The 20,562-nt window shown below is 64.1% G+C and carries 20 protein-coding genes, 1 tRNA gene and 1 pseudogene; 10 read left to right on the top strand and 12 right to left on the bottom strand.

All coding sequences use genetic code 11. The annotated features are described in order from the left end of the window. Positions 1 to 27: 27 nt before the first annotated feature. The 3 genes from HG800_RS02895 to HG800_RS02885 form a co-directional block, all read right to left on the bottom strand. Positions 28 to 1,263 (bottom strand): DoxX family protein, encoded by a 1,236-nt coding sequence (locus HG800_RS02895; protein WP_169973595.1) that lies wholly within the window; start codon positions 1,261 to 1,263, stop codon positions 28 to 30. Next, a complete protein-coding gene (locus HG800_RS02890) occupies positions 1,256 to 2,164 on the bottom strand; it encodes a CHAD domain-containing protein (protein ID WP_169973593.1) in 909 nt (302 codons plus the stop codon). The genes HG800_RS02895 and HG800_RS02890 overlap by 8 nt, the downstream gene beginning before the upstream one ends. Positions 2,165 to 2,243: 79 nt before the next feature. Continuing rightward, the gene (locus HG800_RS02885) at positions 2,244 to 3,044 is read right to left on the bottom strand and encodes an alpha/beta fold hydrolase (RefSeq protein WP_169973591.1); all 801 of its coding nucleotides are present in this window, start codon (positions 3,042 to 3,044) and stop codon (positions 2,244 to 2,246) included. A 297-nt stretch (positions 3,045 to 3,341) separates the two neighbouring features. Here HG800_RS02885 and HG800_RS02880 point away from each other — a divergent pair. The 3 genes from HG800_RS02880 (at position 3,342) to HG800_RS02870 (ending at position 5,393) form a co-directional block, all read left to right on the top strand. Next, a tRNA-Glu gene (locus HG800_RS02880) sits at positions 3,342 to 3,414 on the top strand. Positions 3,415 to 3,502: 88 nt separating this feature from the next. Next, positions 3,503 to 3,913, top strand: coding sequence for a hypothetical protein (locus HG800_RS02875; RefSeq protein ID WP_169973589.1), 411 nt, complete (start codon positions 3,503 to 3,505; stop codon positions 3,911 to 3,913). 190 nt (positions 3,914 to 4,103) lie between these two features. Further along, positions 4,104 to 5,393 (top strand): hypothetical protein, encoded by a 1,290-nt coding sequence (locus tag HG800_RS02870; protein WP_169973587.1) that lies wholly within the window; start codon positions 4,104 to 4,106, stop codon positions 5,391 to 5,393. A 68-nt stretch (positions 5,394 to 5,461) separates the two neighbouring features. Here the strand turns inward: HG800_RS02870 and HG800_RS02865 are convergent, their stop codons facing one another. Beyond that, complete coding sequence (locus tag HG800_RS02865) at positions 5,462 to 6,277, bottom strand: glucosamine-6-phosphate deaminase (RefSeq protein ID WP_169973585.1); 816 nt, start codon at positions 6,275 to 6,277, stop codon at positions 5,462 to 5,464. A 100-nt stretch (positions 6,278 to 6,377) separates the two neighbouring features. Beyond that, positions 6,378 to 7,367, bottom strand: coding sequence for a PIG-L deacetylase family protein (locus HG800_RS02860; RefSeq protein ID WP_235963224.1), 990 nt, complete (start codon positions 7,365 to 7,367; stop codon positions 6,378 to 6,380). A gap of 272 nt (positions 7,368 to 7,639) precedes the next feature. Here HG800_RS02860 and HG800_RS28130 point away from each other — a divergent pair, with 272 nt between their 5' ends. Continuing rightward, positions 7,640 to 7,846: a Uma2 family endonuclease gene (locus HG800_RS28130; RefSeq protein ID WP_169973583.1), complete on the top strand. Its 207-nt coding sequence runs from the start codon at positions 7,640 to 7,642 to the stop codon at positions 7,844 to 7,846. A 9-nt stretch (positions 7,847 to 7,855) separates the two neighbouring features. Continuing rightward, a pseudogene (locus HG800_RS28360) lies at positions 7,856 to 8,080 on the top strand (Uma2 family endonuclease); the annotation flags it as partial. A gap of 144 nt (positions 8,081 to 8,224) precedes the next feature. Here HG800_RS28360 and HG800_RS02845 read toward each other — a convergent pair. The 5 genes from HG800_RS02845 to HG800_RS02825 form a co-directional block, all read right to left on the bottom strand. Next, positions 8,225 to 8,890: a lysophospholipid acyltransferase family protein gene (locus HG800_RS02845; RefSeq protein WP_169973581.1), complete on the bottom strand. Its 666-nt coding sequence runs from the start codon at positions 8,888 to 8,890 to the stop codon at positions 8,225 to 8,227. A gap of 91 nt (positions 8,891 to 8,981) precedes the next feature. Beyond that, positions 8,982 to 9,620, bottom strand: coding sequence for a tRNA (guanosine(46)-N7)-methyltransferase TrmB (trmB, locus tag HG800_RS02840; RefSeq protein WP_169973579.1), 639 nt, complete (start codon positions 9,618 to 9,620; stop codon positions 8,982 to 8,984). Between the two features lie 79 nt (positions 9,621 to 9,699). Then, positions 9,700 to 10,974, bottom strand: a complete 1,275-nt coding sequence (locus HG800_RS02835; protein WP_169973577.1) for a 3-dehydroquinate synthase — start codon at positions 10,972 to 10,974, stop codon at positions 9,700 to 9,702. A gap of 263 nt (positions 10,975 to 11,237) precedes the next feature. After that, positions 11,238 to 11,693 (bottom strand): TIGR03067 domain-containing protein, encoded by a 456-nt coding sequence (locus HG800_RS02830; protein WP_169973575.1) that lies wholly within the window; start codon positions 11,691 to 11,693, stop codon positions 11,238 to 11,240. Positions 11,694 to 12,013: 320 nt separating this feature from the next. Then, on the bottom strand, positions 12,014 to 12,877 hold the full coding sequence (locus HG800_RS02825; RefSeq protein ID WP_169973573.1) for a fumarylacetoacetate hydrolase family protein: 864 nt from the start codon (positions 12,875 to 12,877) through the stop codon (positions 12,014 to 12,016). Between the two features lie 256 nt (positions 12,878 to 13,133). On the opposite strand from HG800_RS02825, the gene kdsA reads away from it, so the two are divergent. From kdsA to HG800_RS02805, 5 genes are all read left to right on the top strand, one after another. Further along, positions 13,134 to 13,979 carry a 3-deoxy-8-phosphooctulonate synthase gene (gene kdsA, locus HG800_RS02820; protein ID WP_169973571.1) on the top strand — a complete coding sequence of 282 codons (846 nt, stop codon included), beginning with the start codon at positions 13,134 to 13,136 and terminating at the stop codon, positions 13,977 to 13,979. Between the two features lie 228 nt (positions 13,980 to 14,207). Beyond that, the gene (locus HG800_RS02815) at positions 14,208 to 15,998 is read left to right on the top strand and encodes a tetratricopeptide repeat protein (protein WP_169973569.1); all 1,791 of its coding nucleotides are present in this window, start codon (positions 14,208 to 14,210) and stop codon (positions 15,996 to 15,998) included. Continuing rightward, positions 15,998 to 16,123: a hypothetical protein gene (locus tag HG800_RS27885; protein ID WP_261345880.1), complete on the top strand. Its 126-nt coding sequence runs from the start codon at positions 15,998 to 16,000 to the stop codon at positions 16,121 to 16,123. The genes HG800_RS02815 and HG800_RS27885 overlap by 1 nt, the downstream gene beginning before the upstream one ends. 86 nt (positions 16,124 to 16,209) lie before the next feature. Then, the gene (locus HG800_RS02810; RefSeq protein WP_169973567.1) at positions 16,210 to 17,010 is read left to right on the top strand and encodes a sensor histidine kinase; all 801 of its coding nucleotides are present in this window, start codon (positions 16,210 to 16,212) and stop codon (positions 17,008 to 17,010) included. A gap of 170 nt (positions 17,011 to 17,180) precedes the next feature. Continuing rightward, complete coding sequence (locus tag HG800_RS02805) at positions 17,181 to 18,569, top strand: hypothetical protein (protein WP_169973565.1); 1,389 nt, start codon at positions 17,181 to 17,183, stop codon at positions 18,567 to 18,569. On the opposite strand, the gene HG800_RS02800 is transcribed toward HG800_RS02805, so the two are convergent. Beyond that, a complete protein-coding gene (locus tag HG800_RS02800; RefSeq protein ID WP_169973563.1) occupies positions 18,542 to 19,585 on the bottom strand; it encodes a diacylglycerol/lipid kinase family protein in 1,044 nt (347 codons plus the stop codon). The genes HG800_RS02805 and HG800_RS02800 overlap by 28 nt on opposite strands. Positions 19,586 to 19,767: 182 nt before the next feature. Continuing rightward, positions 19,768 to 20,334, bottom strand: a complete 567-nt coding sequence (locus tag HG800_RS02795; RefSeq protein WP_169973561.1) for a hypothetical protein — start codon at positions 20,332 to 20,334, stop codon at positions 19,768 to 19,770. Between the last annotated feature and the right edge of the window lie 228 nt (positions 20,335 to 20,562).

The raw sequence follows: 20,562 nt of genomic DNA, 5'->3' as shown, positions 1-20,562 counted from the left end.
CGGAGACGCCTGGGCAAGTTGCATGCCTCAACCGTCCGATCGGGCGGGATGAGCATTCAGGAAAAATGTGTCGGCAAGACGTCCGATCGCCTCGGGTCCGATGGCCTCGCGACGCTCCCGACGCCCAGAAAACCGCGCGGCCCGTCCCCAGACGACCAGGCGGACCGGATGTCCCGAACCGACCCGATTGGCCAGGGCCTCCGCCACGCCGACCGCCGCCCGAGCCTGCGGATACGGTGGCGTTCCTCGACCCGCCCGGCTCCAGGAGGTCAGGTCGAGCCGATGCCACGGATCGCCCAGCATCGGCGGGCGGAGATGACGACGCACCTCGTCGGGGTATTGTGGCAAATCATCTTCATGGAGAAACACGTAGACGCGCTCGGCATGGCTGGCGTACAGGGCGAAGGACGGCCAGGAATCCCAGGCTCCCCATCGTTCCAGACCTGGCAAGGTGATGGCCAGGGCAAAGACGGCGACAACCACCCGACCAGCACGAGGCATCGGCTCCATCGGAGCGATCGAACGCCCTGATCCGGTTCGGGCGAACAGGATCAACCCTTCGACAATCAAGGCGCTGTTCCAGACGACAACGATCGTGCTGTGATCCAGGCCCCAGGGGCCAAGCAGGGTTATTAGGGTCGCGTGCATGAGGACCGCGCCCACGAGAGCGACCGGCCGGGTCGTTCGGAAGGCCAGGCCAACACCCACCAGCAACTCGACCATCGGCATCATCAGGGCGGCCGCGGTCCGTACCGGACCGGGCCAGCTCATCACGTCGGTTCCGAGCGGAGCGGTGAGCTGGATCAGGAAGGCGGCCCCAACCTCTCCGGGAAAGGTGACATCCAGCTTCGAAAGCCCCGAGTGAACATACAAGGCGATTAACAAGGCCCGGCAAAGGCCGAGCGCCCGAGCCGAGGGCAAGGTCCCCAGCGCCATCGACATGAGGGCGTATTGATACGCCCACGGTTGAAATCGGTGCTGGTCTCCGGCGATCAGGTACGCGAGGGGAAGCAGCCCGATCAGGAGGCATCGCCTGCGAAGGATCCCCCCGAGGATCGAGCCAACCAGCACGCTGAATAGCACGAAACGGAGCCAGGGGGGTTCCGGCAGTCCCGGCAGAAACGGCACGCGAGGGAAAAGGCTGTCAGAGCCAACCCAGATCGGCCACGAGAGCGAAAGCATCGTCAAGGTGGCCACACCGAGCGCCCCTCGGAACAGCCAGGCACGACGATCGGCCGAGTGTTCCTGACGCAGATCAATCATGGAGCATTCGATCTCGGAGCGATCGGTACTGAGACAGGGCCTCCTCGGCCTCAACGGCTTGACGATCAAGGAGTGCGATGGCGGCATCGCGGCTGGGGCCGTCGGCCGGAAGCCCTTGCATCAGATCCTCAATAAAGGCGATGGCGACGTGAGCATCCTGGGAGAGGCCGAGGATTTCCTGCACCTGCTTCGCCCGTCGGCCGATGCGTTTCGCTCCGGTTCCGGCGGGGCGGCCCAGCCAGTCGGCGACCGACTCGGCGGCATATCGGGTCCGCTTGGCCTGCTTTCGAAATTCGTGAAGTGTTGCGATCGGAGCGTCGGGCGAGGAGGCTTCCAGGGCATCGAGGAACCGTCGCCAGTCGCGGCCGAGGCGATCGGCCAGGACGGCTCCGGCGGGTCGATCGTGGCCATCGGCCAGGGTCGGGGTTCGTGCCTCGGCGATGATCGCGGCGCGAAGCGAGGCGTAGCGATCGCCATCGAGGGCGGCGCCGAGGGTTGATCGGTGCAATTGCCGGCGGCGGTCAATTTCTTCGAAGAGGGGATCACTCGGCCCGACGCAGTCGAGTGCTACGACGGCAGCTCGCAGGCGATCTTCGAGGACGTCGAGGTCGCGTACGACGCCCAGCACGCCGGCCAGCCATCGTAGCTCATCGCGGATCGGCCGGAGGGCCGGATCGTCCAGCATCGGTCGGAAGAAGCGAAGATCGGAGCGGAGGCGGCGAACCGAGGTCCGCATCTGGTGGATGTCCTCGGGGCGGAACTGGCGAGCCCCCGGCTCATGCGACAACAGCCGCAAGACGTCATCACCCAGGGCCGCGCGGACGACCAGACCGATCGACGATCGTGCGGTCCGACCATGTCGGGCGTTCTGCTTCAAGGATTTGAGGGATGGGGATTTCATCACATGGACCCAGGAGCAAATACTCGCATCGAGATTGGGCGTGTCTCTCAATAGTATCAACGGAGGTCAGACGAACCGTTCAGAGCGATTCGACGAACGTTTCAATCGTCTTTCGAAACGTCAACCCGGCCTCGATGTGCGGAAGGTGGCCGACCTCGGGCAGTTCAATGAGCCGGGCTCCGGAAATCAGACGAGCTAGCTCGGCCGACTTCTCAGGAGGGTTGACCAGGTCACGATCTCCGACGAGGACGAGTGTCGGCACCGTGATTTGGCCGACGCGGTTGCGGGCTTCATGCTCCAGCGCAGCCCGAGCCTGGCGAGCGTAGGCCTCGGCATCCTGGGGAAATTCGTTCCGCTCGGCGAACCGGATCAGGCCCTCGACCTGCGCAGGATGTTCGAGGAAGGCGGGACCGACGAGCCAGGGCATGACCAGGCGGGTGAACTCGGCCGGCTCGCACTTCCGTCGTAGGTCGATCCAGGACTGGAGCAAGACGCGTCGCCAGACGTCGGTTCCGGCATGAGAGGAAGCGAGGACCAGAGCTCGGACCCGGTCGGGGTGGCGCAGGGCCAGCTCCTGGGCGATGAGCCCCCCCATCGACTGACCGACAACGATGGCGGGCTCGAGGTTGAGGGCGTCCAAGACGCCAGCCGCATCGTCCGCCAGGTCGGCGATGGTGTAGCCCGAGGGGTCGCGATCGCTGCGGCCGGAGTCGCGGTGATCGAGGCCGAGGACCCGGAATCGCTTCGCAAAGTGCCGGATCGCCACAGCAAAGGCTCGGTGGTCGCCTCCCAAACCCGGCAAGAAGACCAGAGGCATCCCGTCGCGGAGGCCTTGATCGTCGTGGTAGAGATACCTGCCGTTCAAGGAAAGCTCTGGCATGGCGGGCTCTGATCCGAACCGATCTCATCGTGATCCGGCGACATTTAAATGGGTCGGGACGAGCCCGGCACTCCTGATCACCGGAGGCGGCAAGACTTGCGATGCTCGATCGTCAACCGTAATGAGTCTTATTCTATCGGGCCTCAGACGCAACGACGAGGTCCCCGAACCGCGAGCGCGGTGTTTCCCTGTCGAATTTTTCGGGGCGAGCGACTTGCCGAGGTTGAACACGCCGGGTAAAATTTGACCGTCATCAAGGTAGAGACTGTGTTTTCTATCTTGATGACACATTGTTATGCCCCCATCGTCTAGAGGCCTAGGATACATGGTTCTCAGCCATGGGACCGGGGTTCGAATCCCCGTGGGGGTGCTTTGAGTCCGTCTCGGTGTTGATCTGGCCACGCATTGCGTGGCCTTTTTTTCGTAGCGAGACCACGTTTCACCGCAGGAGGTGTGCGATGGTTCGGCGGCCTGGCGTGTTTGTGACCGTCATCGTGATCGCGGCTCTCATGGGCGGGCTCGGTTGGACCTTGCTTTCGGGTGGTCCCGTGACAGAGGGGTATGAAGCGAGGCTCAACGTTGCGGTGATGGCCGTGATCCTGATGGGAGCGTCCGTCTTGCTCTGGACGACTCTTGCCGCTCTGCTCGGGCCGAGACGGCCGTTGGTCTGGGCCGCGGTCGGCCTGGTCTCTCCGTTGCTCGGTGGGCTGTTGGTGCTCCCGCCGGTCTCGTTTCTCGTCATCTTCAACGCCCCGGTCATTTGCTTCGGGGTGGGGCTGACAACGGGATTACTCGTCTGGGCAGCCTTCCGATACGGCGAGTCGCCCAAATCGCTGAAGGGCGTGGACCTGTGGAACGAGGTGGTCTGAGCATCTTGCTCTGAGCGGCTTCCCCTCCCTTTCCCGATACGATCGAGTCGCCCTGGACACGCCGAACTCTGGCCACCAGCCGGATCGTCCCTTAGCATGGCGAGAGGATTCCGGTGGGGAGGGTCAGCCCAAGGGTGCGGGCGCCCTGGTCTCCGCGGTGAAGCGCGTCGATCTCGGGGGAGTGCCGCGAATGATGAGTCGCCTGACCAGGGCTATTATGCTGGGGATTTGCCTCATCCCTGCCACGACCCTCGACGCACAGCAAGCGTCGGAGTTGCCAACCTTCACCGAGTATCTCCGGGCCAGCGCCGTCCCGAGAGCCGTGATTGACCAGTTCCTCAAGGGTCCGAGCTGGGCCCAGTTCGATCCGGAACTCGGCTATCGACTGGGCAACTACCTCCCGACCGACGGCATCGACGGCAGCGCGACCCTCTCGACGGCTCGGCCCGACGGTGCACGGACGGCCTTCATGTACGTCGATCGGCCTTGCCGGATCAACACGTACGGCGACAGCTTCACGCAGTGCCATCAGGTCAGCGACGGTGAGACCTGGCAAGAGTACCTGGCCGCTCACCTCGGCGAGCCGATCCGCAACTTCGGCATGGGGGGCTACGGGGCCTATCAGGCGTATCGGAGGATGGTTCGTGAGGAGTCGACCGACCACGGTGCCGAATACCTCATCTTCTACATCTGGGGTGACGACCACATCCGCAGTTTGCTGCGGTGCCGCCACGCGATCATCTACCCGAGGTGGGACCACAAGGGAGGGCGGATGTTCCACAACAACTTCTGGCCCAACCTGGAAATGGACTTTGATTCGGGGGAACTTGTCGAGCGGGAGAATTTGCTGACGACCCCTGAGTCACTTTATCGCATGTGCGATCCCGAATGGATGGTCGAGCATCTTCGGGATGATCTCGCCTTGCAACTCTTTGCGTTCAAGCTGGGGTCTATCCAAGACCTGGACCGAGACAGGACCGATCGCCTGGCCGCCATCCTCGATTTCCCGATCGACTGGGACGACGAGGCGAACATGCGGGCACAGGCGGGTGCCCTGCTGGATCGATACGCCTTCCGGGCCACGAAGCTCGTCCTGGAAAAGGCCCGAGCGTTCGCCGAGGAGCGTGGGAAAAAGCTCCTGGTTGTCCTCTTTGACCCCTATCAGACGTTGGATCAGTTGAGGCGAGGGGAGGAACGGTACGATCAGGAGATTGTCGATTTCTTGACGGGCGAGGGATTCGCCTACTTCGACATGAATGAGGTCCACCTCCAGGACTTTCGCCGCTCGGGATGGGAGTACGGCGATTACATGAAGCAGTACTTCATCGGGCACTATAACCCGAAGGGGAACCACTTCTTCGCCTACGCGATCAAGGACCGAGTGGTCGAGTGGCTCGAACCCAAACCGATCACGTACCGGAAGCCCGACCCCGACTCGATCGACTTCCAGGGTTACCTGCCGATCCGCCCGGACGGTTGAGGAGGTATTCCCGACGCCAACACCGCACCCATAACGAGTCAAGCGGTTCCAAATCGCTGCGACGATGATCAAGCCTGGCCAGGAAGCTGCGAGGCGGCTTCGGGATCGAGCATCCAGGTGACTCGGCTGCCGGCGGATCGGAGGAGAGAGCCGGGCACCTGCGCAGTCATCGGGCCGGTGAGGGACTGGGCGACGGCCTCAGCCTTTTTGGCGCCAAAGGCAAGGACGAGGATCCGGCGGGCCGAGAGGATGGCAGCGGTCCCCATCGTCAAAGCCCGGCGAGGGACACGTGATTCGCCTCCGAAATCGCCGGCGGCGTCGGCGATGGTTGTGGGGTGGAGCGAGACAGGGCGCGTGGGGAGCTTCAGCGCCGTCTCGGTGTCGAGATCGGCCGGTTCGTTAAACCCGATGTGCCCGTTGCGGCCAAGGCCGAGCAGTTGCAGGTCGAGCCCCCCTTCGGCCTCGATCCAGCGATCGTACGAGGCGCCATAGGCCTCAAGGGCCGACTCGGGCACGGTGCCATCAGGCACATGAGCGCGGTTCGGCGCGAGATCGACCTGGGAGAAGAGATGCCGGTGCATGTAGGTCCGGTAGCTCTGCGAGTCGAGCGGCGACATGGGATAGTATTCGTCGAGGTTGAAGGTCGAGACCTCGGCGAACGAGAGCCGGCCGGCGTGATGCTGCTCGACCATCCCCTTGTAAACCGGAACAGGTGTTCCTCCGGTGGCCAGGCCAAGCACGGCCTTGCCTTGCTGAGTGACGGTGGATCGGACGAGGTCGGCGATCTGCTCGGCCGCGGCCAGGCAGGCAGCGGCCGAGTCGTCGAAGATCAGGACAGAGGTGCCGTCAAGGTCGATTGAGCGAGCGGGGGACGGGGCGGGCATCGTGGGCCTTTTTTTTCCTTCCAGAGAACCAACGGACGGTTTGAGGCAAGGCAGAGGGTTCGGTGCGAATGGGGGAGGCCTGAGGGCTAATGGCTCACCCTCAGGCCGTGGCGGGAACGAGATCCTGCAGGTTCGACGGGTCGAGGTGGCCACCGAGGATGCCCAGGGCGATCTGGATGGGGTCGCTGGCGAGCAGATCGGCGCGGGTGGGATCGAAGCGCTCAATGCGAAACAGTTCAACACCGACGGAGTTCACATCGGCCCGAGAGGGTCGGCCGCCGGAGAGGCTGTGCCCCTCGGACCATTCTCGGGTCAAGGCGGCGTAGGCCCGGCCGAGATGGTTGCAGAATTCCGTGTAATCGGTCAGCTTGACCTGCGAGGCGTGGCAGTTGATCGCCCATTCCTTGGTGCGTTCGGCCTGCTCGTCGTAGGTGAAGAAGGCGTTCGGCTGGGGCAAGGGGCCCCAGGGGGTCCAACCGCTCATGACCATCGTGTCGCTCAGGCCGGCGCCGATCAGGCCAATGGCGGCGAAGCATCGGGTCATCCGGTGGGCCATGTGGGCATCGGTCGCCGGGGGGATGATCAGGGCGCCGGGCTTCCGCTGATCGAACCAGCCAACGATCTTGTCGAGGTCGGCGGCCGTGGGACGGTAGCCGGGGCTCCGGTAGGCGTCAAGGTCCCAGCAGACCGGCTCAGCGCCCAAGACGTCACATTCGAGTCGGAATTCCTTTTCGCGGACAGTGACTTTCTTCTGGTTGTTCAACCAAGGGGCATCGACGTTCCGCTCTCCCGCGAAGACGAGCACCTCGATGACCGGCAAACCGCGCTCCACGGCGAATTCGTGGAGCATGCAAGCCGCGGTAATGGCCCCGTCGTCGGGGTGCGGGCACATCATGACCAGGGGGCGATCAGCCTTGACCACCCCCCGCAGCGCATCACGGACGTCCACAATCTGACCATGCGCCCCGCTGGAAAGGACGATGCGCAGCAGGTCCTCGTAAACGGGCTTCCAGCGAGAACTTTCGGTCGAGAGATGAGAGAAGGGTTGCATGGGCTCGCCAAAGCTCCGGCGCGACGTGGGGTCGCTCATCGGATGGCCTCGTCCGGTGCGACGACCAACACCAGGGCGGGGGGAACGAAAGCCAACCGATTCATCAACTGTTCACATGAGAGGAAACGTGCGAGCGATACCTCGCCGGCCCTTCCATTGTGCGGCCCGCATCGCTCGGAGTCAACGCGCGATTCGACCATTCGAGAGGCGAACCGTTGGACTCCCAATGAACGACCGTGCGTCGGGCTGGTAAACTGGAAGGGACCGGCCAGGACGACCCCAAGCCGGCCAGGGCTCCGGGAGGCTGACCGATGGCGACTTCCACATCGACCGACGCCGATCTCCGACCAGGTGATCCCGACGGATTCTTCGAGGTCATTGACGATCAACTGGTGGAGCAACCGCCGATGGGGACGGAATCCGTCTGGATCGTATCACGAATCCACAGCCAACTCTCTCGTTACGTTGACGACCACGGCTCTGGGATTATCGTTTCCGAAATGCTCTTTACGCTGTGACGAGCCCCCCTGCTCCGTCGTCGGCCTGATGTCGCGTTTGTCTCGGCCGGTCGTTGGCCGCTTGACCAAGCGATTCCTCGGGAAAACGGCTGGGAGGTCGTTCCGGACCTCGCCGTCGAGGTCGTCAGCCCATCCGACCCGTTCGAGGATGTGCTCGATCGGGTCCACGATTGTCTCAACGCCGGATCGGCCCTCGTCTGGCTCGTCTTGCCAAAGCTTCGGCAGGTCTACGTTTACGACGGGACGGCGTCGATCAGAGTCCTGAACGACAGCGATGAGACTGGACGGGGCGACCGTCCTCCCCGGCTTCCGATGCCCGATCCGATCGTGCTTTCCTCCGAGCGTGGCGGAGTGAGTGACGAGCCAACCCTCGCAGGCTCAGAGGTGCTCGACCCAGGCCTCGGCCTCGTCGGTCGCGCGGTTCATGCGGGCCTCGACCTCAAGGCGGTAGTGTTCGATCCCCTCGCGGTCGATGTCGCTCGGAACCGCCACGGGAGCCGGAGCAACACAGCAGGCCGCCCGGAAGGGCCGAGGGACGGCGAAGCGGTCCCAGCTATTGGCCCGCCAGGGGCGATGGAAGGCCATGCCTGCGCCGACGATCGGCCAGCCGGTTTTGGCAGCGAGGTAGATCAATCCCTGATGGACGTGGCGCCGGGGGCCTCGGGGGCCATCGGGGGTGACGCAGAGATGACCCCGGTCGATCCGGGCGATCATCTCCTTGAGAGCCCGAGCACCACCTCGGGTCGTCGAGCCCCGGACAACCCCGAAGCCGAGCTTGCGGACGACCCGGGTGATGTACTCGCCGTCCCGGTGGTCGCTGATGAGGATCTGCATCTCAGGCCAGGCCCAGAAGTAGGCTGGAAAGAGCATGACCTCATGGAAGAAGGCATAAATGTAACGCGTGCCGAGCCGTCGGGCGACCTCGGGATTGACCCTCGGGTCCTCGTAGCGGAAATGGAAATGGTTCGACCCGACAAGCCGACGGATGCCCCACGCCCCGACCGTTCCGACGGTCGAAAACAGCAAAGGGTGCTGAATCTTCATCGCTCCGGCCTCCTTGCCTGCGATCCTTTGCGTAATCCGCCCGACCTTCCTCGGATCGGGAGCCTACCCGACCCGAGCCTTCCCGACCAGATCAAGCCTCGACGGTCGCGAGCACCCGATACCGTTCGCCGAAGAACGGCCGGCCCTCGACCCGGAATTTATTGGCAAAGTTCGTCTGGATCTGCCAGGCGTCGCCGGCCTCGACCCGAGACTCGTCGATCGGCTCGAACCCCGGATGTGCGGAGATCAAGGCCACACTCTCCCGGAAATACTCCTCGACGTCGGTCATCAGGCGAAGCTCTCCTCCCACCTTCACCACCTTCGACGCCCGAGCAACGAACCGCTCGTTGACCACCCGTCGCTTGCGGTGCCGCTTCTTCCACCAGGGGTCGGGGAAGTAAACGTGCAGGACCTCGATCGACCGATCAGGCACGAACTCATCGAGGAATTTTTGCGCATCACCAGCCACGACCCGGACATTCCCGAGCCCCGCCTTCACGACACGCTGGGCGGCCAGGGCTGCGTACTTCTTCGCCAGCTCAACGCCAACAAAGTTCGTCTCCGGTTGCTCCGCGCCGGCATGGGCGAGATACACCCCCTTGCCCGGACCAACCTCCACCTCGACCGGCCCTTCATTGCCGAAAAACTCGGGCCAGTTCAAGGGAGGCTGCAATTGATCGAGTCGGAAGAAAGTCCCCGTCGTGTCGACGGGAGATCGGCGTCGGGGCATGGCGAACACAGGCCGTCGGGCTCGGTGGGACCGTGGGGGGGAGGAAGGAAATGATCGTAGCGAAAACTGAGGGACGGCTTCAACGTCCTGCCCAGAGCAAGGTCTCCCGTCGGCCAGTCTCCTTCGCCTGCCCTGCGCAACCACCAGGATGGATTGGGGCTCCGGTGCGCTCGACCCGGGGGGTACCGAGGCTTCGGGCGCGATCGCGAACCTGAGCGATGGCTGATCGCATGGCGTCGCCGTCGACTTCATGCACGTCGATCAGCCGGCCGACTGCGGGAACCATCGTCAGGGTCAGCCGACCGCCGAGGTGCTGGCGGAACTCTTCCAGGCCAAGGAACAGGTGGTCTGTCTCGTCCAGCGCGGGGTCATCGAGCGGCAGGCCCAGATCGGCCAGACACTGGAGCACGCGATCGGCCACGAGCGGATCGAGGCCAAGCGCGATCGAGGAATAGACCGTGTCGATCGCCACGCCGATCCCAACCGCTTCGCCGTGGCGGAGGGAGAATCCGCTGAGCGGCTCAAGCTTGTGGGCCGACCAGTGGCCGAAGTCGAGCGGACGGGCTTCGAGCGCCTCGAAGGGGTCACCCCCTCGGGTGATGTGGTTCAGGTGCATCCGGACCGAGTCTCGGATGGCGGATCGGGAAGCCTCAGGGTCCCGTCGGCGGATACGGGCGGCGTTCTGGCAAAGACGATCGAACGCATCCGGGTCCTTGAGCAAGGAGACTTTCACCGCCTCGGAGAAGCCGGAAACATAGTCGCGATCGGGCAACGATTCGAGCAAGGCCTCATCGTTCACCACCGCCCAGGGGACGGCGAATGCGCCAAGCCAGTTTTTCTTGCCGAAGAGGTTGACGGCATTTTTCACCCCGACACCCGAATCGGCCTGGGCGAGCGTGGTGGTTGGCAACCGAACGAGGCGGATCCCTCGGTGGGCGATCGCCGCGGCGAAGCCGACGGCATCGAGGACGGCGCCACCGCCGATTACCACAATGTAGCTGCGGCGATCGAGATCGGCCTCATTGAACGCGCGGAGCATCTGCTCCAGGCCCTGAATATCGTTCTTGATCCCTTCGCCACCGGTCACGAAGATCGGGTCGCCCACAACGTGGAGCCGATCGGCGTAGCGATGGGCGAAGGAGCTAAGCGCGTCGAGCAGTCCTGGCCGGGCCTCGGCGACCGGGCCATCAACCCAGAACTGGACGCGGGCGAGCCGGTCTCCAGAAGGCTCTAGCAGTTCGGCGAGCACTTCGGAATCGTCACCAAGCACGTCTCGGGTCATCCGCAAGCGATGCACGAACGGAGCCGAGAACGGCACATCGAGCCGTTCCGAGGGGTCGATCGGGGTCGTCATTGCGCGGCGCACTCCTGCGGCCCGGCTCGCCTCCGCGTCGAGCACGCGGGACGGATCGGGCGTTCGGGTGGTCAATGGGGGGATGGGCCTCGTCCCGAAAGACAAAGCACCTGGCAGGATCGGTCGCGTCGGGCTGGGCATCGGCGATGGTGCGTCCCGCGCGTTGACCCGACGTTGAACATTGTCCCCCCCGATGGCTCTCGGAACAAGTCCCCGCCCGGAAACCGCTCCGGCCAAATCACTTCCGAGGATGTTGCGTTTCCTCAAGGAACGGTGGCTTCGGCCTCGACGGGCCGGAAGGTCATCAGCGTCTGTCCGTCTCCCTGTTCCGCGGCGAAGCGAGTCGGCCGAGCCTTGCCGGCATCCGCCGTGCAAATGACCAACCGATCGTCGTCGAACCGGTAGATTCCAAGCACCCGATCCCCCCGATTCCGCCCGCCTTCAGGAATCAGGTCGATCGTCTTCGGGTCGGCGTCTGGATCCAGCTCGAACGTTGTTGCGGCGAAGGAATCGCCCGAGCGTTTCCAGACGATCCGGTTTCCGTCGACTACCCGGACGATCTCCTTCATCACCTCGACCGGCCCGTCCTTGCCATCCCGGACCGACCGCTCGACGGCCCAGGTCCCTTGATGGCGAGCCAGGTCGTCGGCCTGCTCGGGAGCGTTGTCCGATGCTGGGATCACCAGAAGCACGGCAACGAGGCGAAGGAATCCGATCATCGATCCAGTGCTCCAGACTCTGATAGTGTCCGTTCAACGCTCCCGGCAATGTCGCCGGCAAGAACGACCGACTCGTCCGATCCCACGCTCCGGAGACTGGGATCATCGGGATTGGGAGGAGTCATCAACGCGGCTCGTTGCCCCGAGTGATGACTGGGATGAAGCGCCGGAGAGGGATTACCCGATGACGACTCCTCCGATGACGACGAGCATGTCGGCCTCGTCGATCGATTCCCGGACGCCTCTGAATCTGCCCGTCCACCCGGAAGACCGCGTGTGGGCTGAGGAGTCGTGGCGGGTTTCCGGGAGTGCAACATCCGTCACGGCCGCGCTTCGACCGAGTTACGGAGGGTGCCGAGGCCGTCGATCTCAACCTCGACAACGTCGCCGGGCTTGAGCCAGACGGGGGGTTTGCGGGCCATGCCGACGCCGGGAGGGGTGCCGGTAAAGATCAGGTCGCCGGGTTCGAGAGTCATGATCTGGGAGAGGTAGGCGATCGTCTCGGGGACCCGGAAGATCAGTTGCGAGGTGCTGGAGTCCTGCATCAGGCGGCCGTTGAGTCGCAGCCGGATGCCCAGACTGTGGGGGTCGGGAACCTCGTCGGCAGTGACGAGGTAAGGACCGACGGGGGCAAAGGTGTCGAACGTCTTGCCAGACATCCACTGACCGCCGGGCTTGCGCAGCTGCCAGTCTCGGGCCGAAACGTCGTGGCCGACGGCATAGCCGGCGACGTGGTCCATCGCTTCAGAGGCGGGAATGTCCCGACCGGGAAGGCCGATGACAATGACCAGTTCGGCCTCGTAATCGACCTCATGGCAGACTTTCGGCACCTGGATCGGAGCCTCATGACCAATCAAGGAGGTCGGGTACTTGCTAAAGAGGATCGGCTCTTCGGGGATCTTCGCACCGGTCTCAATTGCGTGGTCGCGGTAGTTAAGGCCGAGGCAGATGATTTTGCGAGGGTCGGGCACCGGGGCCAGCAATCGCGAAGCTTTGGGATCAAGGCTCACCGAGCCGGTCGAGGCAGCCTGGCGGGCTCGGGCCAGGCCCTCAGGACCCTCGGCAAGGAGGTCGCGGACGGAGGATGGAACGGCCGGATCAGCGGCGTTGAGATCGACGTAGCGGCCGTCTCGCTCGGCGCACGCCCTCGGGCCACGTTCCGTAGCGACGGTTAGCAGACGCATCGGGGGTTGTCCTTCCAGAGAGCGGGATCAATGACGCGACCGGCTCGGGTCCTTAGTTCCGGCTCCGGTGGTCAAAGCCGTAACCTACACCGATCGGCCGACCGGAGCCAGGGGGCGATGCGACCGCCCGTCTCCCCAATCAGACAGGACCACGAACCGGGCTGGCTGGTTCCGGCTGGCCTGGTAAGATTCGCGGAACGAACCCGACACCCCAACGATCGCGCCCGAAGGCTTGAATCGAGAAAGGACACGCCCCGTGAGCCCCCCTGAGAATCCCGTGTCCATCGGCCCAAGCCGAATCGGCCGGGGGCAGCCCCTGGCCCTGATCGCTGGACCTTGCGTGATCGAGCCGGGCGACCTGACCGATCGGATCGCCGATCGCCTGGCGAGGCTCCGGGACGACCTGGGCATTCCAGTCGTCTTCAAGGCCTCGTTCGACAAGGCCAACCGCACGTCGAAGGGGAGCTTCCGAGGGCCAGGGGTCGACGAGGGCCTGCGGACCTTCGAGCGGATCAAAGGCGCAACCGGACTGCCGGTGACGACCGACGTGCATGAGTCGATCCAGGCCGAGCCGGTCGCCTCGGTTGTCGATTTGCTTCAGATTCCGGCCTTCCTCGCCCGGCAGACCGACCTGCTCCTTGCTTGCGCCGAGACGAAGCGCGCCGTGAACGTCAAGAAGGGGCAATTCATGGCTCCCTGGGACATGGAGCACGTCGTTGCCAAGCTTCAGGCGGCTGGGGCCTCCCGAGTCTTGCTGACCGAGCGGGGGACGACCTTCGGCTACGGACGCCTGGTCAACGACTTTCGGGCCATCCCGATCATGCAGAAGACCGGCGCTCCGGTGGTCTTCGACGCGACCCACTCGGTTCAGCTTCCGAGTGCCGGCCAGGGGGTCACAAGCGGAGAGCGGGAAATGGTCCCGTTTCTTGCTCGCGCGGCCGTGGCCGCCGGGTGTGATGCCCTCTTTCTGGAGGTGCACCCGAAACCTGAGGAGGCGCTTTCCGATGGACCCAACGCGCTTCGTCTCGACGATCTGGAACCCTTGATGCGCACTTGCCTTCGGATTCGAGCGGCCATCGAGGAGACCTCCCAACCCCGTTGATCGGCTTCGAACCATCGGCCACCGGACATCGTAGCGGAGAATATCCATGCGGTGAGTTGAGACCCTTCACCCAGGCACGACTCGCCGAGCGACCCGAAATCGGTCACAATAAGTCGGGGGTCTTCCTCGGATCCAGAACGATGCGATGCATCGGAGATTCGTGCCCCGTCGAACCGAACGTTCCCACGAGTCCGCACCACGCGACGACGCACCCGGAGAGCGACCCCCGTGCGAAGGCGATCATCCCGCTGGCAATTCCTCCCGATCGGGCTGGGCCTGATCCTCGGCGCAATGACCCTCGGCTGCGGCGGCAACGACGCGCCTCCCCGCCCGTTGTCCGGAGGATCGCGCGATCCGGGCCGGGCGGACCGATCCAACGGCGTGGCCAGTCGAGGGGCCGATGCCTTCCGAGGGGTCGGCATGGACGCCGAAATGCGCGAGGCCTTGCTCCGCAACGTGGTGACCCTGCTTGAACGGGCCCCGCTGACTCCCGGCGGCCAGAATATCTCGATCGCCACCGCGAACCTGAATAACTACTTCAAGTCCAACCCCGACAGCGATTTCCAGCTCCCGAACGAGACCCGAGCGTACCTTGATGAGCAACTGGCCGAGTCTCCCTTTCAGACGAGCGATTTCGAGAATCGAGCCTTTGAGCTGAAGGACGCAAGGCACATTGAGGACTGCCTGCTCTACCACAACATCGCCTCTCGGGTCGCCGGGCCAGGCTCGATGTTCGACCGCGTGGGCAGGCTCTTTGACTGGACGGTCCAGAACGTCCAGCTCGTGCCCCCCGAAGCGCCGATGCCCGAGGCGCTGGTGGCTCAGGGGGTCAACCCGGTCCCTGCCCGGCCTTACGATGTGATCATCCGAGGTTTCGGCTCGGAGATTCCGGGCGATCTCTGGGCCGATCGCTCGTGGACGTTCATGGCCCTCTGCCGACAGATCGGGGTCGACGTGGCGATGCTCGGCTATCCGGTTGACGATGCTGAGGAGCCCTATTACTGGACCTGCGCCGCGTTGATCGACGGCACCCCCTATCTGTTTGACACCCGGATCGGCCTGGCCATTCCCGGCCCCGACGGCCAGGGAATCGCCACCCTCGAACAGGCCGCGACCGAGGCAATCGTTCTGGATCGTCTGGATCTGCCCGCCCCTTCGATTCCCTATGCGACGAATGCAGCCAATCTGGACACCGTCCGCGTGTACCTCGACTCCAGTCGGGGCTACTTTGCCCCCAAAATGCGGCTCCTGCAGAACGATCTGGCCGGAGCGAACCGGATGGTCCTGCATCGCGACCCCGCCGAGCAGCGAGACGCCTGGGCTTCGGCCCTTGGCGATCGGCTCGACACGGTCGAGCTGTGGGATCTGCCCTTGAATGTCGAGTACGCCCTGTTCAACGACCCGGCATATGTCCGGGCGATCCAGTTCGTCAACTTTTACTTCAGCCCCGACTTCCCGCTCCTGGGTGCTCGGCTCCGACAGCTTCGCGGCGACCTGGCCGACGCCAAGCAGGAATTCACCCGAGCCCGGTTCCGCCGGGTGGCCGGCATGGAAGAGGCCGCCCAGATTCCTGCCGAGGTTCGCCAGGAGATCCAGGAGTCGATCGACCTGTTCTCGACCTACTTCCTCGGCCTCGCTCAGCTCGACGACACCATGCCCGATCAGGCAATCAATCTGTTCGAGCAAGCCCTGAAGCTCCCCCCGACCAATGCCCGAGCCGTCCGGGGACGCCCGGCAACCTTGCTTCGACTCGGGGCCGACTCGAACCTCGGCAAGCTCTACGAGACCAAGGGAGAAGTCGCTCGCGCCATCTTCTCCTACTCCCGGAGCAACACCACGCCTCAGTCGGTCGGCAACTTGCTGCGGGCCAACGCGCTGGTCTTCGACGATCCGTTCGGCCCCCCTCCCCCGCCCGTTGATCCGCCTGCCATTGAACCGGATGAACCGGAAGCGGACACCGACACCGACACCGACACCGAGAACGGCTCTGCCACCGAGACCGACGCCGAAACGCCCTGATGCCGGTGCCTGACCCGATCGACCGGAAGGGATGGCTCGACGAGGTCATCCCGTTCAATCAATCCGGCGATGACGGAGGCCGCGATTCCAAGGCTCGATCGGGCCGAGCGACCCGTCCCGGCTGAACAACCGCCCCATCCGTTGCCGATAGAACCCCCTGGTGCTTGCAGTGTCGAGAGGGCTCGTCGGCCAGCAGAGGGGGGAACTCGCCATGCCGTCGCCATCGAACCGGTCTTCCGGATCGTCGACCGAGCTGGCTGCGCTGCGGGAGGAGGTCGAGACCCTCCGCCGACAGGTTGTCGAACTGCAGCGTGTCAGCGCTTTGGGAGTCCTGGCCGGAAGTGTCTGCCACGAGCTGAATAACGCGTTGATGCCGGTGCTCAACTACGCCAAGCTCGGCCAGCGAAGCAAGGACCCGGAGTACCGCGACCGCGCCTTCCAGAAAATTCTCGACGGAGCGAACCGAGCGACCGCCATCGCCGGCGGCATCCTCGGCCTGGCTCGCCCCCGGGCCGACCGCAAGAGCGTCACCGACCTGGTCCGTCTGACCGATGAGGTCCTGCTTCTTGTCACCAAGGACCTTCAAAAGCATCGGATCGTCCTCGACTACAAGGCCGACGGCCGACCCCACTCCCAGACCAATCCGGCTCAGATCCAGCAGGTCTTGCTTAACCTGGTCATCAATGCTCGACAGGCGATGCCCGAAGGCGGCACCCTGAGCATCCGGGTCGGCTCGGACAGGACCGGCCGACGCGCCGAGCTTTCCATCGCCGACACCGGAACCGGAATCGCCCCCGGAGACCTTCGACGCATCTTTGAACCCTTCTTCACAACCAAGACCGGCCCCGACGCCTCGGGCCTTGGCGGGACGGGGCTCGGATTGCCCGTCTGCCGAGAGATCGTCGAAGCTCATCACGGTCGGCTCCGGGCCGAGAGCCGTCCCGGCAAGGGCTCAACCTTCACCCTCATCCTTCCCACCTGTCCGGCCGCGGCCAAGCAAGGGGCGGCCTGATCGGGGATGATTCGGGATTGGGCGAGTGACCAGGCACGCTCCCCCTATTGAACAATCCCCTTGTCTTCCCGCAAAACCGCTCACCCCTGCAATCGTTGATTCCGATACAACCCACTGGAGGGAAAGCCGAGCCCAACAACCGACCGACCCTCGATCTGAGAGGATGAGCGATGCAATCTTCCGAACGCCGGTCCGGCGCAATCCCGATTCATCACCATCCGCTCGTTCTGCCGACCCTCTTTGTCGCGGGAGGCTGGCTGTTGCTGCTCGGAGGATACCTCCCCGGCCGGACGTCCCCACCACCATCGCCCCCGCTTCCCGAACGCTCCGCCAGGCAAGGTGGGGCTGATGAGCCAACCGAGACCTTCGAGTCGCCCCCGCCAACCGTCGTAACCCTCCTCGATGATCGATCAACCTCGACCCCGCTCCGGCTGACGATTGAGTTCCCGAATGGTCGCGCAGACGCCGCCTTGATCACGGTCACCGATCCGGACTTGCAGGCGAATCGAGCGCCAGAGGCGGCGTCGGCATCGCAATCGGCTCCTGTTGATGCTCAGACCATCCAAACCCGATCGGCCCCCGTCGAGGCCCCGTTGGTTCCGCCCCCCATTCCGGGGCCTCCACCGGCCTTCAATCCGGCGATTCTGTCGCCTTTGATTCCGGAATCCGTTCCCGCATCGCCGAAGGATGAGGGACGCACAACGGCCGATGCGATGATCGCCAGGCCAATGGACGAACTGCCCGACACCTTCAACCCCGGAGACTTGCTCGATCGCTACCGAAGTGACGAGTCCTCGATTTCAGCGCAAGGTTCCGCCATCGCCGACGGGGCGAAGCCCATTGCGGATATGGCCGATCCGTTGAGAGTGGATCAAGGCGATCTGGCCCCCGATCCGCCTCCCACTCCTCATGGTCTTCCGCCGTTCTCAAGTGCTCCCGTGATTCTCCCGGAGCCGTCTTCAGCGGCGAACGAAGCCCCGCAACCTCTCCTTGAGATGCCTTCCGCTCCGACCGTTCCTCCAGTCGGTCCAGCGTCCCACGCTCCCATCGAACCGATTCGGCAGCCTCCCCAACCGGATCGTCGCGGCCTTCGGGGACTCTTCCGGGCCTTCCGCCCTCCTCCGCCCATTCATTTGGTGCCGCCACCGAGGATGACGGTGGAACCAGGCCACGGTCCAGCCGAACCGATCTCAAGCATTCCCGACCCGGTCACTCCCTCCGACCTGCTCCTGCAAACGGACGCCCTGTTTCGATCTGCGCCGACACTCGTTCCCGGCCCCGACACGCACCGAGCGCCAACCCCGATCGACTCTCCGCAGACCGGCGCTGAGATTCCACCGGTCCCAGAACCGACCACCCCTACGACCGCAATCGAGCCGCCGATGGATTCGGTAGCAACTCCGGAGCCGGGTCATCCGCCTGCGTCTTCGGGAGCACAAACCCTCCGGGCTCCGGTCAGGAGGTTGGTTCTGCCCCTCCCTTCGGCCGACGAGGCGATTCGCCGAGCTCGAGGAGTCGGGCGCGACCAGCCTCAGGAGACCAGCATCGAGTTGGAATAACTCGCAGGCACGAGCAGAGTCACTGCGCGGGGCAACACCTGGGCCGTCCAGGGAGTCGGGGCGCTCGGATTGATCGATCCGCCGGGGTCGCCGTCGAGCTGAACCGGGATGGAGACGTCGGAGGAGACCGAGACGCGACGGACCCGACGGTGCCAGACCCCCGGGCGATCGAGGTGCAGGCCCCGAAAAATCAGCCAGAGATAATGCAAGGCCGCCAGCGGGCCAGGGTCTCGGAAGACAACCAGATCGAGCAAGCCGTCGTCCTCTCGGGCCGTCGGAGCGATCGGTAGTCCGAGGGCATAACTTGGCAGATTGAAGACAAAGGCAATCGAACCGGAGAAGACCTCGGCAGGCTCAGGGTCCTCGACCCGGACCGTCAGGGTCGGGAATTCGTATTCAAAACTCGCGCGAAGCACCGGCTCGACATAGGCCACCCGACTGGTGGGCCGGACCCGCTGTGAATGACCGACCCGAGCCAGGTGGTGCCGGGTGACGATCTCGGCATCGAATCCGATGCCTGCCATCAAGGCGAAGCGCCGGTCGTTGGCAGCTCCAAGATCGAGGCTGATGGCTCTGCCGTGAGCAATCGTTTCGGCCGCCTCTTCGGGATGGCGAGAGAGGCCGAAATGGCGGGCAAAGAGATTCTCGGTTCCGGCAGGCAGAACGCAGATCGGCACCGTCGGGTGTTCGTTGATCAGGGCTGAAACCGTGCCGTCTCCTCCCACCGCCACGAGGCATCGACAGGACGGCGATCGCGAGGCCTGATCAACCATGACCAGCCGATCCGCCGGAGACCATGCCACACGACACTCCAGTCCTTTTCGCTTCAAGGCCCGAACCAGGCGAGCCACACGATCGCGACCCGCGCCGACTCCGGAATTCGCGTTGGCGATCAATCCAACCCAGGCGGACGCCTTGAATTCGGGACCGATGATCGAGGACCGAGGCGTTGTGATCGGGGCAGCGTCGTGGTTGCGGTCGTCAGAAGATCCTGGGCGAGGTCCGTCCTCGACCATCAATCAGGGTCCATCTCGGGGAAAAAAAAGGTCAGAGGTGGCAATCAACCGAACCTGCCCCGAAGGTCATCAGCCACTCACCCGATCCCAACGAATTCTGGGGAATTCGGGAAAACGAGCGGGCTGGACTCAGGACAGGTTCGAGGGAGTACACATTCGATATGGCTCGAACCGAGAGCGAGTTACTCCGTATTCTCCGAGCCATCGGCTGCGGTGGACCGACTGGCAACTTGCTGAAGCAGTTCCTGATTTTCCGCAAGGAGCGTCGTGAGCCGATCGCGAAGGGTCGAGAGTCGACCCAGCCGCTCCGAATTCTCCGCGGCGAGTCGATCACGAAGCGAATTCAGTTCATCGAGACGGGCCTGCAACTCGGCCTGTTCCTGATCTCGACCCGCAATGGTTTCATTCGTCCGAGCAAGCAGCGCGTCCTCGTCATCGTTGCGGAGCTGAAGACGGACCTGGTCTTCTTTGAGAACGCTGACGCGATTCTCCAGGTCCTCGACGCGAAGCTTGAGGGAGCGGAGTTGAGCGTCGGTGATCTGTCGTTCGGCGACGACCTGTTTCTGGATCGCGTAGGCGTCGGATTTGGCCTGGCGCACCTGCCCTTCGGTCTCTTCAAGTTGGGAGGAGACCGTCTCGATCCCGCGGCCCCAGCTTCGGTTGAGCTGCGAGACCATCGAGAGCAGATAGATCGAGACGAGCATCATCAAGGCAACCAGAACCGACAGGACTTTCCCGGCGGTGGACATCGGACCTCTCCGTGTGGGTCGATGGGCGACCGATGTTCGAGGACTGGACTGAAGGGGAGACTCGCTGCCGACGGCCGGGCTGAGAGCAGCCCCGGCATTGCCGAATCGCCCATCGACGCGAGATGACCCTCGATTATACCCCTACGGTCCGGCACATGCCAAGTCGCCGGAATTGCGGGCGAGGGCATCCAACCCGGCGTGACCGTTCCAGGCGGCGCCTCCGACACC

The organism is Tautonia rosea, from assembly GCF_012958305.1.
Taxonomy (GTDB): Bacteria; Planctomycetota; Planctomycetia; order Isosphaerales; family Isosphaeraceae; genus Tautonia; species Tautonia rosea.
Note: the sequence above shows the minus strand (reverse complement) of the source record. Positions and strands in the feature narration are given on the sequence as shown.